This is a genomic window from Streptomyces sp. NPDC053513 (genome assembly GCF_044544765.1).
Classification (GTDB): domain Bacteria; phylum Actinomycetota; class Actinomycetes; order Streptomycetales; family Streptomycetaceae; genus Streptomyces; species Streptomyces litmocidini.
The window spans coordinates 107,708-121,178 of the sequence record NZ_JBITXP010000007.1 but is presented as its reverse complement, the minus strand read 5'-3'; the positions used below and the strand labels follow the sequence as shown (position 1 = coordinate 121,178).

Sequence of the window (13,471 nt, the reverse complement as noted above, 5' to 3'; positions counted from 1 at the left end):
GAACGCCTCCCGGCCCTTGCGTCCGGCCGGCAGACCCGGATCTCGGTGCCGTCAATGATGCCCGTCTACCCACTGATGCCGATGCAGTCGGTGATCTCGGCCGGTGTCCACCACTGGACGCCGGGACTGATCGCACACCCCCGCTCGGTGAGCAAGGGCCGCATCTCGCCGATCACCCGAGCGCCGATGGAATGGCCGGCCTCGAACCAGCAGGCCGCTCCGCCGCGAGTGGCCCCGTGGCGGAGATGAGCGAGGGCGGCCAGAAGCCGGTCGACGAACACGAACCAGGAAATAAGGGACTTAATGCCCTCTCGGGGGCTTCACGGGCCCACATGTATATGGGCCGCCCATAGAGAGGGTGCCCGGACGTATTTGGCCCGTTGCGCCCGGATCTCGTCATGCAGGGCGCGAGCCACGTCGAAGTTTTCGAGCGACCCGCCGTTGGCAAGCAATTTCGCGTAAAAGCCGTCCGAGATGCGAGCCGCAAGCCAGTCGTCGATCTCCCACAGCGAACCGATGACGTGGCGGAATCCGGCGAGGTGAAATGCCGTCGTAAGGTGCACGGATTCGTCCAGAGTCGCTTCGTTTTCGTTGAATGCCGTGCGGCAGGCCGACAGATAGGCCAAGGCCGCGCCAGACAGCCTCACCCCTGCCAGAGAGCTGACGGTCAGCGGATCTCGTTGGTGATCCTGCAGGAGCAACTTGCTGCGTGACGGATCGGTCGGGTCGTGAGCGCCGTGGCAGGCAAAGTGGACGATCGCGGCGTCGGGCAAATGGGAGAGGACGTTCGCTTTGGTCGCCGCCGAAGGGCTCATGGAGGTGCCGTGGGCGGTGCCATGCCCGGTCAGAACCGTAGCCTCCGGGAAGTGGCGACGGAGAGCCTCGGTTTCCGTGGCTGCGTGACGCAATGGCGCCGCACCGGGTGTTGCCTCCATAGCCACCACCAGGGCTTTCGCCGATACGGGGACGGCGGCGTGGCGGCGGGCGTGGCGCAAAGCCCTGATGGTGGGCGTATAGGAGGAGGCCACTCGGTCCATGACGGTCCTTGAGTCCTGGGCAGAGTGGTACCCAGCGGCATGCACGGGGAGCAGGCTCAGGAGCCCGCTCGTGACCCACCATGTCCGCGGCCAGTCACCGCCCATGGGCGGCGCTGTGGTGAACCCGAGCCGGTCCAGGACGGGTCCTGCCGCTGCATCCCAAAGCCACTCCAGCACCCGGCTTTGGGTTGCCTGTGCCGCTGCGCGCTCTTCAGGCGGAAGCGTGGTGTCGTGCGCATCCCGCAAGGCCTGGTGGAAGGTGGTGACAGTGGCATCGACCGTGTCCATGTCCAGGCCGGGGAGAGGCAGCAGCGTGACGCCTTCAGAAGTGACCAAGAGTGCATCGCTGCGGTACCTGCTGACGTTGATGACGGCGATGGGACCGTGCTGGGCCTCGGCAGTCAACTCCGTCAACTGCGGTGGAAGGTGGAAGGTGGAGAAGCCATCGTGTGCACGTATACGGGCGACCACCGAGTCGAACTGCTCGGCGAGGTCATGCCGGTCCGTGGCGCTCTGTAGGAAGCTGGACTCGGCGACGGCATCTACGGACTGGGGGGTGTCGAGGATGTCGCGAAGCTGGATGTACTCGTCCGCGAGGTCGGGAGCTGTTGCGCGAAGGTCGGTGAGGTCGGTGCGGGTGTCGAGCGACTGGCTCAGTAGGACGCCGCGCCCCTGTTCGAGCAGGGTCAGTGCCCGCTCGGCTCCGGCGGGGCCGTCGGCCTCCAGGACGAGGGCGGCCGCGTCAGCGGCTAGGCGGGCGTGGATGCCTAGCTCATACTGCTGATCGGAGCGGTGCAGCCGACGATGGACCGAATCCGGCAGAAGACGCACAGCGGCTTCCATCAGGTCCGCCACCTGGCCTGTCCGGCCATGCTGGTACGCGAGTGCGGCCGCACTCTGTGCGGCGAAGGCCCGCCAGCTCGGCGGTCCGCTCTTGGTGTTGAGGGCCTGCGTCATGACGGCGAAGGCTTCCTCGTTGTCGGCTTGGACGTCGGCGCTGCCGGCCGCGATACGCAGATGCAGGGCTCCTCCCAGGTTGTTCAGGAGGAAGAGACGGACCGGCAGGTCCTCTGGAGAGGAAGCAACCGCCCTGCGTCCTCGCTCTACCGCTTCATCGATGTCAGCCGGGTCGCGGAAGAACGAGAACCGTTCGGCGAGGGCGTTGGTGAGGCTCGTCAGAGGGTACGCCAGCATGGGGCTGTCGGCCGGGGTGAGCTCCACTGCCTCGCGCAAGGCATCGACAGCTTCGTCCAACTCGGCCCGGTCTCGCGTGTACGAGAAGCGATGACGCAAGGTAATTCCCAGGGCGGACAGGTACATGCGCCGATGGTTGTGCTGCCTTGGAGTGGCTGCCAACGCCCGCCGGGTCAGATCAATTGCCTCATCCAGATCCGACAGGGATCGGCTCCGTTCCGCACGCGAGACGAGTGCCATCGCCACGGTGACGCGATATACCGGCAGGGAGGGATCGCCGGCCGCGCATGCGGCAACGCCGGCGCGTCCGCTCTCGACTGCCTCGTCAATATCTGCTTGCGCTCCCAGGTGGTCGTATCTGTTGCGCAGGGCGCTGGAAAGATTGGTGAGATTCTGCGCTCGGAAGGGGTGTCCCTCGGGCGTGAGTCGGAGAGCTTCGCGGGCACGCCGCACGGATTCACCGAGGTCCCACGACGTTGTGGAGCGTTCATGACCGAGGGCCGTCACTAGGTTCGCCACGAAGCCAGCCCGCTGCGGGGCATGTTCGGGCGTGTTGCTCAGGACCTCTTGGAAGACGGTGATCGCCTCGCTCAAGTCCTCGGGGTCCCCGCGTCGGTCGTAGCGGTCCCTCAGCGCGGCGCCCAGGTTGGTGCGCAGCTCCGGCAAGTATTCGCTCCCCATGTCGGCCGTTGCCAGACGCGAGATGTTGATCGCCTCATCAAGGTCGACGATTCCGGTGGCGTTCGCGGCCCGAACGAGCAACACACTGCACAGGTTCGAAGCGCACATCGCGCGCGCCAGACCGGTCGTCGACTGCATCGCGCGCTGCCCGGCCTCCACGGCATCGTCGATATCCGAACGGTTCCCGTTCCTCGTGAACCGCAACACCAGTGAACTCCGCAGGAGTTCGAGTGCCTGGATGACTTCGGAAAGGTCGTCCGAGGGAGTCCTCACCAGCGTGCGCGCCACCTCGATTGCCTCATCCAGTTCGGGAGCGTTCGGGTCGAGTTCGGCTATGTCGAGCAGTGCCGTACCGAGCCGAAGAAGCAAAGAACCCCAGTGCCGTTCGTCCGGCGCCATCTCTTTTGTCCCGCGACGAAGGAGGGCAATGCCTTGACGAAGGTCTGCTTGGGCTCCACTTCGGTCGTGCCGGAGCAGGAGCGATTCCGCCAGCATGCACAGAACCACTCGCGTGTGCTCTCCGTCCGCCGGCAGGCTCGCGAGAAGTTCCTGCGCGGCCGCGATCGAGGCATCGATGTCCTCCTGCTCGCCCACCGCCTTGAAACGGGCACGAAGATCAAGGCAGAGGCCTCGGAGGCACTTGAGCCGGAAGAGGGCCCCCGTGGGCAGGAGCGCGGCGGCCTCCCGGTTGACCTCGATCGCCTCGTCGAGGTCGACCAGCTGATCGCGCAAGTGCGCGCGTAGCGTCAGAGCGTTGGCGAGCTTCGACATGTTGAGTGCGCGGACCTCAGACGACTCTTGGCGTACGGCGCCGACGATCCGGCGCCATGCCATCACGCAGTCGTCGATGAGGTGGGCCTCGTCCGAGGTGCGGGACTTCTCTGTCAGCTCCACGGCCAAACCGAAGGAGGCGTGCGCGATGAGGGGCAGCAGTTCCTGAGGAACGTTCCCTACGCCCGCCATGAAGTGGGCTGTGAAGGCCCTGACCGCGCAGCGGATCTCTTCGCTGCCGTCGAGACCTGCCTCGTGCCGCATGACGGCTCGCATCCAGTACAGGAGGCCGAGCGCTTCCCTGGCCGGCCCGAGGTAGTCCTCGGGGAGAACGGCAGCCAGGCGTCGCGCGTCCTCCATGGCGGACGGTTCCAAGATCGGGGTGTACTCGGCGGCGCGACTCAGACGGGCCACCACCGGCACCGTTCGGTTCTCGATCTCGGTGTGCATTGCTCCCCCGTGCCGTGGTGTGAGAGAAATGACCGTACGATCCGACAGTACGTCAAATTTGCTACACACAAGGGGATATCGGTGTCCGGTAACGTGACACAGGGTGGTCTCGGCGAGCCCGATGCCGATGGTGTGGCATACGTATGCGAGCACGCGGAAGAGATCCGGAGGCAACTGGAACTGACCGGTGATTCGGCGTGCCTCGATCGGCTCCGGCTGGCGGTCCAAGAGGAGCGCGCGGTCTTGGACCTCCTTGAGGAACTCCACGAGGCGGTGCTTGCTTCGGGCGATGCGCTGGGAGTCTTGGGGCGGGGCTCTCGCGGGGTGAGGCCCGCCGGGATCATGGCGGCACGTAGGGAGTCCGTCTTCATCTGTCCACGGCAGCGACGTTGCTCACGCAGTTGGTGGCCGCGTGAGGGGTCGACCGTACCCCCGGTATGCCACATCGACGAGGGAGCGGAAGTCAGGCTCAGGAAAGTGAAGATCTGAGATGGGTGGGCTACTGGGCGAACTCGGGAAGAAGCTTGCCGAACGGTGGCTGACCCTGCTTGTCCTGCCAGGCGTACTGCTGCTGGCAGCGCTGGCATCCGCGGTAACCCTCGGCCATGTCCATGCCCTCGACCTGTCTCGGCTGACCCATGAGATCGACCGATGGGCTGCCTCCCCCCAATGGACGGCGACTGGCAGAGTGGCAGTGGTGTTGGCCGTGATCCTCCTGGCTTCGGCTGTCGTGGGCCTTGTCGCCCAGGCAACAGGCTCCGTCATCGAAAGAATCTCGCTCGCTGCGGGCTGGGATCGATGGCCATGGGGAGCACGGCAGCTGGCCCATCAGCGCACTACCGCACGCCGCGCGCGGTGGGATCGACATGCAGAGACGTATCAAGGGCTCCTCGCCCAAGAACGCGCTCGCATCACCAACCCGTCATCTGCGGTGAGTTCAGAGGTGCAGACGCACGCCATGGCGGAAGCTCGTACGACGATGCTCCGCATCGCTGAGGAACGCCCGACACGACCCACCTGGATTGGGGACCGAATCAACGCCGCCGCCGTTCGGCTGGAACGGCAATTCGATATCGACCTCGGGCTCGTCTGGCCCCACCTGTGGTTGATGCTGCCCGATACGGCGCGCACCGAGATCACTGCGGCAAGGGGTCGTCTTACTGGCGCGACGACTCTGCTGGGCTGGGGCTTGCTCTATGCGGCCATCGGAACCATCTGGTGGCCCGGGCTTCTGATCGCCGCCGTGGTGTGTGCCACCGGCTGGCGCCGTTCCCGCGAGGCGGCAGACGCGTACTCGCTACTTCTTGAAGCATCCAGCCGTCTGTACATTCGCGAGCTCGCCGATCAATTCGGGTTCGACCACAGCGGCCCTCTGAACCCAGAAATCGGCGGGGACTTGAGCGATCACATCAAGGGCCCCTAACGAGCTCGTGCACGGTAAGCGGTGGGGCATCGAGCTCTGAATCGTCGATCATGGCTGCGTGGTGGGGGATGTGACACGCGCAGTGATCACCAGCAACCGGAGGGCCACGGGGCTGTCGGCCGACGTGATCGCTTAACTCGTTCCCGAGGTAGGCCCGTTGTGGCATGATCGCCACCAGGCGAGGCTTGCCTCTCAACCACGGAAGCGGGCCGTGGGCGCCGGCGCGAGGCACCGGCTGGTGTTCGTCGACCGGCTGCTGGCTACCCTCGTCCACCTTCGTCACGGTGTCACTTACGATGCGCTGGCCTGCTGGTTCGGCGTGGACCGCTCCACCATCACCTGGGCCATCGGTGAGGTGCGGCCCCTGCTCGCCGAACGGGGCTGCACCGTCAGCCCGGACGTGCGGCTGCGGACCCTGGTCGAGGTCACCGAGCACCTCATTGCCAGTGAGAAGAGCGGCATCGTCGACCACGCTCGCCAATTAGGGCTGGTCAAGCTCCTGGCCGACGGGCCCGTGGTCGAGGTCCTTGCCGATGCCGGCTGCCAGGGCCTGGGTGCGCAGACCGGCGGACGTGTGGTGACACCGCCGCACCGCAAGTTCAAGAAGAACACCCCAGACTGGTACGAGGAGCTGTACGAGCGACAGCGTAAAGCGCACTCCTCACGCCGCATCCGGGACGAGCACGGCATCGCCCATCTGAAGAACTGGCAGGCACTGGCCTGTCACCTCGGCCGTCGCGAGCACATGGGCGACATCGTCCAAGCTGTCGCGGGCCTGCTGTCCCACCAGCAGAGCGCGGACCTGATCCCGCACAGCAGAGGTGAAATCCGAACCCCCGCCGGGACCCTCGACGTCTCACCGCCTATCGTGCACGAGCTCGTTAGCCTCTGGCCTGCGGGTTGGGCCAGTATCGTGAGCCAGCACGGTCTCCCACCGCTTCTGGGTGTCGGAGCACCACGGCGTGCCCGGGGTCGCCGGTTCCGCGCCCACGGTCCTCGCCGCCGTCGCCGCCGCGACCTCCGCGGTCCGGGTCGGTACGGGAGGGGTGATGCTCCCGAACCACCGGCCGCTCGTCGTGGCCGAGCAGTTCGGCGTGCTCGAAGCCCTCTTCCCCGGCCGGATCGACATGGGGGTCGGCCGTTCGGTGGGCTTCACGGACGGCGTCCGGCGGGCCCTCGGCCGGAACAAGGACGACGCCGACCGGTTCGGGGAGCAGCTCGCCGAGCTCCTCGGCTGGTTCACCGGCGAGCAGACGGCCCACCCCCGGGTGCACGCCCGCCCCGCCGAGGGCCTGCGGGTGCCGCCCTTCGTCCTCGCGACCGGGGAGGGCGCCGGGATCGCCGCTGCCGCCGGGCTGCCGCTGGTCATCGGCGACCTACGCGGCCGTGAGCGGCTGCTGACGGCCGTCGACACGTACCGTGCCGCCTTCCGCCCGTCCCCGTGGGCCGCCGAGCCGTACGTGGTCGTCGCCGGAACGGTCGCGGTGGCCGCCACCGAGGCGGAGGCACGGCGGCTGCTGGTCCCGGAGGCCTGGTCCCTGGCGCACTCCCGCACCCTCGGCGTCTTCCCGCCGCTCGCCCCGCCCGAGCGGATCGAGGGGCTGCCGATGACGGAGAAGCAGCGCGGCTTCTACGAGGCGGGGCTCGGCGGACACGTGCACGGCACGGAGGAGCAGGTGGCGGAGGCGCTGGAGCGGGCGGTGAAGGAGACCGGGGCGCAGGAGGTCATGGTCACCACGAGCACGTACGACCGGGCGGCGCTGAGCGAGTCGTACCGCCGTCTCGCCCGCGCCGTCGGCCTGACCCCGCGGGACGCCTGACGTCACGGGACGCCTGGCCCCGCGGGACACCTGACGTCTCAGGCCGCCTGACGCCTCAGGCCGCCCGACGTCTCAAGCCGCCTGCCGTCCCAGGCCGTCCGACGCCACCGGAGGCGCGCTGTCGGCATCCGTCCGCGACCACCCGGGCGCCGGGGCGCCGCGGCCACCAGGTCCGTCGAGACCCCAGGGACCCACCGGGGCAAACGCGGACCATTCGATAGGGTCACCTCCATGCACGACACCCCCCACGATCCGTATGTCCGCGTCCGTGGTGCCCGCGAGCACAACCTCGACGGGGTCGACGTCGACATCCCCCGCGACGCGCTCGTCGTGTTCACCGGGGTCTCCGGCTCCGGCAAGTCGTCGCTGGCCTTCGGGACGATCTACGCCGAGGCGCAGCGCCGCTACTTCGAGTCGGTGGCGCCGTACGCGCGGCGGCTGATCCACCAGGTGGGGGCGCCCGCGGTCGGTGAGATCACCGGGCTGCCGCCGGCGGTCTCCCTGGAGCAGCGCCGGTCCTCGCCGAACGCCCGCTCCTCCGTCGGTACGGTGACCACCCTCTCCAACTCCCTGCGGATGCTGTTCTCCCGGGCCGGTCGCTACCCGGAGGGAGCCGAGCGGCTCGACTCCGACGCCTTCTCCCCCAACACGGCGGCGGGCGCCTGCCCTTCGTGTCACGGCCTCGGGACGGTCCACGACACCAGCGAGGAACTCCTCGTCCCCGACCCCGACCTGTCGATCCGTCAGGGGGCGATCGCCGCCTGGCCGGGCGCCTGGCAGGGGAAGAACCTGCGGGACGTGCTCGACGCCCTCGGTCACGACGTCGACCGGCCGTGGCGGGAGCTCGACGCGAAGGACCGGGAGTGGATCCTCTTCACGGACGAGCAGCCGGTCGTCACCGTGCACCCGGTGCGGGAGGCGGACCGCATCCAACGCCCTTACCAGGGAACGTACATGAGCGCCCGCCGCTACGTCCTGCGCACCTTCTCCGACTCGAAGAGCCCGTCCCTGCGGGCGAAGGCGGAGCGGTTCCTCACCAGCGCGCCCTGCCCGGCGTGCGGCGGCGGCCGGCTGCGGCCCGAGGCGCTCGCGGTCACCTTCGCCGGCCGGAACGTCGCCGAGCTCGCCGCGCTGCCGCTCACGGCCCTGTCCGGCCTCCTGTCGACGGAGGCGGCGACGGAGGACGCCTCGGAGACCGCGCGCGTCCTCACCGCGGACCTCGTCGCCCGGATCGGCACGGTCACCGAGCTCGGCCTCGGCTACCTCAGCCTGGACCGCGCCACGCCCACCCTGTCCAACGGCGAGCTCCAGCGGCTGCGGCTCGCCACGCAGCTGCGCTCGGGCCTCTTCGGCGTGGTGTACGTCCTCGACGAGCCCTCCGCCGGGCTGCACCCGGCCGACACCGAGGCCCTGCTCGTGGTCCTCGACCGGCTCAAGGCGGCCGGGAACTCGGTCTTCGTCGTCGAGCACCACCTCGACGTCGTGCGCCACGCCGACTGGCTCGTGGACGTCGGCCCGCGCGCCGGAGTGCACGGCGGACGGGTGCTGCACAGCGGCCCGCCGGAGGAACTGGCCGGCGTCGAGGCGTCCGCGACGCGGCGGTTCCTCTTCGACCGGGGCCCCGCGCCCGCGCGGACGGTGCGGGAGCCGGCGGGCTGGCTGCGCCCGGGGCCGGTCACCCGGCACAACCTGCGGGCGGTGGACGCCGCCTTCCCGGTCGGCGTCCTCACCGCAGTCACCGGTGTCTCCGGCTCCGGAAAGTCCACCCTGGTGGACGCGCTCTCCGAGGAGGTGGAGGGCGTGGACCGCCTGGTGACGGTGGACCAGCGCCCGATCGGCCGGACCCCGCGCTCCAACCTCGCCACGTACACCGGACTGTTCGACGTCGTGCGCAAGCTCTTCACGGAGACCGAGGAGGCGAAGGCACGCGGGTACAGGGCGGGCCGCTTCTCCTTCAACGTGCCCGGCGGCCGCTGCGAGACCTGCCAGGGCGAGGGCTTCGTCTCGGTGGAGCTCCTCTTCCTGCCCAGTACGTACGCGCCCTGCCCCGACTGCCACGGCGCCCGCTACAACCCCGAGACCCTCCAGGTGCGGCTGCGCGGCCTCACCGTCGCGGAGGTCCTCGACCTGACCGTCGAGTCCGCCGCCGCCTTCTTCGAGGACACCCCCGCGGCGGCCCGCAGTCTGCGCACCCTCCTCGACGTGGGCCTCGGCTATCTGCGGCTCGGGCAGCCGGCCACCGAGCTCTCCGGCGGGGAGGCGCAGCGCATCAAGCTCGCCTCCGAGCTCCAGCGGCCGCACCGCTCCCCCACCCTGTACGTGCTCGACGAGCCGACGACCGGCCTGCACCCGGCGGACGTCGAGGTCCTGATGCGCCAGCTGCACGGCCTCGTGGACGCCGGGCACTCGGTGGTCGTCGTCGAGCACGACATGGACGTCGTCGCCACCGCCGACTGGGTCGTCGACCTGGGCCCGGGCGGCGGCGACCGGGGCGGGCGGATCGTGGCGGCGGGTCCTCCGGACCGGGTGGCGCGGGCGGCGGACAGCCGCACCGCGCCGTACCTGGCCCGGGCCCTCTCCGGACGGCCCTGAGGGGCCCCCGCGCACGGGGCGGGGCCGTGGGCGCCGCCCGCGGGCCCTGTGGAACAGTGGCGGTCCCGAGGAAAGGCGGCGCACGATGACGAACGGCGAGTACGACGGCGCCCGGGTGCTCGACGACCCGGTGGGCGAGTCGTTGCGCGGCCGCCACGCGGACCTGGGACGCCGGTGCGGTCGCGCCGCCACCTATCTGCCGGAGGTCGCGACCTTCTCGGCGGTGCCCGCCGACGCGGACGCGGCGGACTGGGCCGACCTCGCCCGTCTCCTCGGCCGGGACGCCTTCGCCGACATGTTCAGCTGCACGGCGGTCCCGCCGCCGGACTGGAAGCCGGTCTTCCTCCTCGAAGGCCGGCAGATGGTCCGGTCCGCCGGTGCCCGGCCGGGGGCGGCCCGTGCCGCGGCCGGCACCGAGGTGGTCGAGCTCGGCGCGGCCGATGTGCCCGAGATGCTCGACCTGACCGCGCGCACGCGGCCGGGACCGTTCTGGCCGCGCACCCACGAGCTCGGCACCTACCTCGGGATCCGCGCGGGCGGCAGGCTGGTGGCCATGGCGGGCGAGCGGCTCCGGCCCCCGGGCTGGACCGAGCTCAGCGCCGTCTGCACGGACCCCGAGGCGCGCGGGCGGGGGTATGCGGCCCGCCTCCTGGACGCGCTCGTCGCCCGCGTGCTGGACCGGCAGGAGCGCCCCTTCCTGCACGTGGCCGAGGAGAACACCGCGGCGATCACGCTCTACGAACGCCTCGGCTTCACCAGCCGGAAGCACGTGACCTTCCGCGGCTTCCGCACCCCGTAAAGGCGCCGGGAGGCGGTCGACCGGAGGCACCGGGACGCGGTCGGGCTGAGGCACCGGGACGCGCTCGGCCGGAGGCGCCGGGACGCGGTCCGCCGGAAGCTCCGGGACGCGATCGGGCTGCGGCACCGGGACGCGCTCGGCCGGAGGCGCCGGGGTCGGCGGCGGGCGGCGCGGCGGCCCGGGGACAGCGGCGGGCGGCGCGGCGGCCCGGGGTCAGCGGCGGGCGGCGCGGCGGCCCGCCACCACGTCGGCGACGGCCGCGGCGAGCGCGGCCCCGACGAAGGCGATCGAGACGAGGAGGCCGTGGTCGTAGGCGGTGGCCCAGCCGTCCTGGGCGACCTGGGCGAAGAAGACCGAACCGACCGCGGCGATGCCGACCGCCGAGCCGACCCGCTGGCCGGTCTGCAGGGTCCCTCCGGCGCTGCCCGCGTGGCGCACCGGCACCTCGGAGAGGGTGAGGGTCTGGTTCGGGGAGATCACCAGGCCGCTGCCGATCCCCGCGAGGAGCAGCGGGGCGAGCAGCGCCCAGCCCGCACCCCGGCCGGGCACCTGGTGCACCGCGAACGCCGCCCCGGCGAGACCGATCGCCACCGTCGCCAGGCCGAAGACCACGAGCGGCCGGCCGAAGCGGTCCACGAGCCGGCCGCCGATCCCGGCCGCGACCGCCGAGCCCAGGGCGAAGGGGGTGAGGGTGAGCCCGGCCTGGAGCGCGGTGTAGTGCAGTCCGTTCTGCAGGTAGAGCGTGCTGACGAAGAAGATCGAGGTGAAGCCCGCGAAGTAGAGCAGGATCAGCAGCGAGCCGAGCCAGTAGGACCGGACGTGGAAGAGCTCCAGGTCGACGAGGGGTTCGGCGCCCGATCGGGCGCAGCGGCGCTCCCATCCCACGAAGACCGCGAGCAGCGCGGCGGCGACGAGGACGAGCAGGTACTTCTCGTCCCCGGGCCACTGCCGGGACTGGACGAAGGGCAGCAGCAGGGCGAGGACGGCGGCGCCGAGGAGCACCACGCCGACGGGGTCGAGGCGGCCGAGCCGCACCGGTTTGGCGTCCGGGGTGTCGGGGAGCAGCCGCCGGGCGAGGAACAGGCACACGATGCCGATCGGGAGGTTGACGTAGAAGACCCAGCGCCAGCCGTCCTCGGCTCCCGCCCCCTGGATCAGCAGCCCGCCGAGGAGCGGTCCGACGGCGGTGGAGATGCCGACGACGGTGCCGAACATCCCGAAGGCCCTGCCGCGCTCGGCCCCCCGGAACATCTGCTGGATGAGCGCGGAGATCTGTGGTGAGACGAGGGCTCCGGCCGCTCCCTGGACCAGCCGCGAGACCACCAGCCAGAGGCTCGTCTGGGCCGCTCCGCAGGAGGCCGAGGCGAGCGTGAAGAGCGCGAGGCCGACCATGAAGACGCTGCGCCGGCCGCGCGCGTCCCCGAGCCGTCCGGCCGGGATGAGGAAGAGGCCGAAGGCGAGCGCGTACCCGGAGACCACCCACTGGAGGTCCGACTCGGGGGTGTTCAGCCCGGAGCGGATGGAGGGCAGCGCGACGTTCACGATCGACACGTCGAGGAGGGTCATGAAGCCCGCCACGAGGCAGACGCCGAGCGCCTTCCACCGGTTCGGGCCCGGTTCCTCCTGCTGCCGGCGCAGGGCCTGTGCCGACTCTTGCCGGGTCACGTGTCCTCCTGGTTCCCTCGGGTACGGACCGGTGGACGGCGCGCGACACGGACGTGTGCGCCTCCCGGCCCGCGAAGCCCGAGTACCCGGCGGGTGCGTTCCCGATTCCTCCTTTTCGTGGAGATCATCCGTTGTCGTCGGCAAATGCCGCGAACCCCGCCCGGGGCGCCTTCGGGGCGCCCGGGGCGGGGAAGGGTCCGGCGTCCGTCAGGCCGCCGTGTCGAAGGTGTAGTGGGGCGTGTGGTCCAGCATGTCCGCGGGGGTCACGTCGTTCCACGGGCGCATGGTGTCGTGGAGGTCCACGACGTTCCGGGTGCCCGCGGCCGGCAGGTACGCCGAGCGGGGGTGGCGGGCCTGCCAGTCGGCCCACAGCTTGTCGACGAAGGCGTGGTGCAGCCAGAAGACGGGGTCGTTGGGCGAGACGCCGGTGGCCATCTGGCCGCCGACCCAGACGTGGACGCGGTTGTGGAGGTTCACCCCGCGCCAGCCCTCCAGGTGGTTGCGGAAGCCGTCCGAGGCGCTGTTCCAGGGGGCGGTGTCGTAGGTCTCCATGGCGAGGACGGAGTCCACCTCGGCACGGGTGGGGAGCTGCCGGCCGGCCGCGCCGAGGTCGCGCCGGAGGTAGTCGCGTCCGTCGACGCGGACGTTGATCGGCCAGCGGCCGCCGGTCCGGGCGAAGGGGCCGTCCGTGACCTGGCCGTCGCGGGCGCGGCCGGTGCCGCCGAGGAAGTCGGGCGCCCACAGCGAGGAGCGGGGGGTGCGGTCGGCGGTCCAGTCCCAGTAGGGCAGGGTGACGGTCGCGTCGACGGACTTGAGCGCCTCCTCGAACTCCATGAGGAAACGCCGGTGCCAGGGCAGGAAGGACGGCGAGCGGTGGCCGACGCGGTCGCCGTCGTCGGTGTCGCTCATGATGAAGGCGTTGTGCGTGGTGACGAAGGTGTCGTACCGCCCGGAGCGCTTGAGCTCCAGGAGGGCGGCGGTGAAGCGCCGCTTCTCGTCGGCGGTGAGGGTGGCCTGGTTCTTGCGTACGGTCATGGTG

The 13,471-nt window shown here is 70.4% G+C and carries 9 protein-coding genes and 2 pseudogenes; 6 read left to right on the top strand and 5 right to left on the bottom strand.

The annotated features are described in order from the left end of the window. Nucleotides 1–320: 320 nt before the first annotated feature. The gene (locus ACIGW4_RS14455) at nt 321–4,133 is read right to left on the bottom strand and encodes a CHAT domain-containing protein (protein WP_399580546.1); all 3,813 of its coding nucleotides are present in this window, start codon (nt 4,131–4,133) and stop codon (nt 321–323) included. Between the two features lie 81 nt (nt 4,134–4,214). Here ACIGW4_RS14455 and ACIGW4_RS14450 point away from each other — a divergent pair, with 81 nt between their 5' ends. Further along, a complete protein-coding gene (locus tag ACIGW4_RS14450) occupies nt 4,215–4,622 on the top strand; it encodes a hypothetical protein (protein ID WP_399580544.1) in 408 nt (135 codons plus the stop codon). A 10-nt stretch (nt 4,623–4,632) separates the two neighbouring features. On the opposite strand, the gene ACIGW4_RS14445 is transcribed toward ACIGW4_RS14450, so the two are convergent. Continuing rightward, nucleotides 4,633–4,773, bottom strand: coding sequence for a hypothetical protein (locus tag ACIGW4_RS14445; RefSeq protein ID WP_399580542.1), 141 nt, complete (start codon nt 4,771–4,773; stop codon nt 4,633–4,635). A 66-nt stretch (nt 4,774–4,839) separates the two neighbouring features. On the opposite strand from ACIGW4_RS14445, the gene ACIGW4_RS14440 reads away from it, so the two are divergent. Next, complete coding sequence (locus ACIGW4_RS14440) at nt 4,840–5,556, top strand: hypothetical protein (RefSeq protein WP_399580541.1); 717 nt, start codon at nt 4,840–4,842, stop codon at nt 5,554–5,556. 211 nt (nt 5,557–5,767) lie between these two features. Further along, nucleotides 5,768–5,929 (top strand): annotated as a pseudogene (locus ACIGW4_RS14435) (transposase family protein); the annotation flags it as partial. Between the two features lie 288 nt (nt 5,930–6,217). On the opposite strand, the gene ACIGW4_RS14430 reads toward ACIGW4_RS14435, so the two are convergent. Further along, nucleotides 6,218–6,343 carry a hypothetical protein gene (locus tag ACIGW4_RS14430; RefSeq protein WP_399580862.1) on the bottom strand — a complete coding sequence of 42 codons (126 nt, stop codon included), beginning with the start codon at nt 6,341–6,343 and terminating at the stop codon, nt 6,218–6,220. Between the two features lie 145 nt (nt 6,344–6,488). On the opposite strand from ACIGW4_RS14430, the pseudogene ACIGW4_RS14425 reads away from it, so the two are divergent. From ACIGW4_RS14425 to ACIGW4_RS14415, 3 genes and pseudogenes are all read left to right on the top strand, one after another. Beyond that, a pseudogene (locus ACIGW4_RS14425) lies at nt 6,489–7,376 on the top strand (MsnO8 family LLM class oxidoreductase); the annotation flags it as partial. A 231-nt stretch (nt 7,377–7,607) separates the two neighbouring features. Further along, nucleotides 7,608–9,968, top strand: a complete 2,361-nt coding sequence (locus ACIGW4_RS14420; protein ID WP_399580538.1) for an ATP-binding cassette domain-containing protein — start codon at nt 7,608–7,610, stop codon at nt 9,966–9,968. Nucleotides 9,969–10,053: 85 nt separating this feature from the next. Further along, complete coding sequence (locus ACIGW4_RS14415) at nt 10,054–10,767, top strand: GNAT family N-acetyltransferase (RefSeq protein WP_399580536.1); 714 nt, start codon at nt 10,054–10,056, stop codon at nt 10,765–10,767. A gap of 213 nt (nt 10,768–10,980) precedes the next feature. On the opposite strand, the gene ACIGW4_RS14410 is transcribed toward ACIGW4_RS14415, so the two are convergent. Beyond that, nucleotides 10,981–12,432, bottom strand: coding sequence for an MFS transporter (locus ACIGW4_RS14410; RefSeq protein WP_260174592.1), 1,452 nt, complete (start codon nt 12,430–12,432; stop codon nt 10,981–10,983). Between the two features lie 207 nt (nt 12,433–12,639). Further along, nucleotides 12,640–13,467, bottom strand: a complete 828-nt coding sequence (locus ACIGW4_RS14405; protein WP_123456715.1) for a tyrosinase family protein — start codon at nt 13,465–13,467, stop codon at nt 12,640–12,642. Nucleotides 13,468–13,471 lie beyond the last annotated feature (4 nt).

Excerpts from the sequence above, each read along its gene's own strand:
- ACIGW4_RS14455 (WP_399580546.1), bottom strand. The coding sequence starts at position 4,133 with ATGCACACCGAGATCGAGAACCGAACGGTGCCGGTGGTGGCCCGTCTG.
- ACIGW4_RS14445 (WP_399580542.1), bottom strand. The coding sequence starts at position 4,773 with ATGGGTCAGCCGAGACAGGTCGAGGGCATGGACATGGCCGAGGGTTAC.
- ACIGW4_RS14420 (WP_399580538.1), top strand. The coding sequence starts at position 7,608 with ATGCACGACACCCCCCACGATCCGTATGTCCGCGTCCGTGGTGCCCGC.
- ACIGW4_RS14415 (WP_399580536.1), top strand. The coding sequence starts at position 10,054 with ATGACGAACGGCGAGTACGACGGCGCCCGGGTGCTCGACGACCCGGTG.
- ACIGW4_RS14405 (WP_123456715.1), bottom strand. The coding sequence starts at position 13,467 with ATGACCGTACGCAAGAACCAGGCCACCCTCACCGCCGACGAGAAGCGG.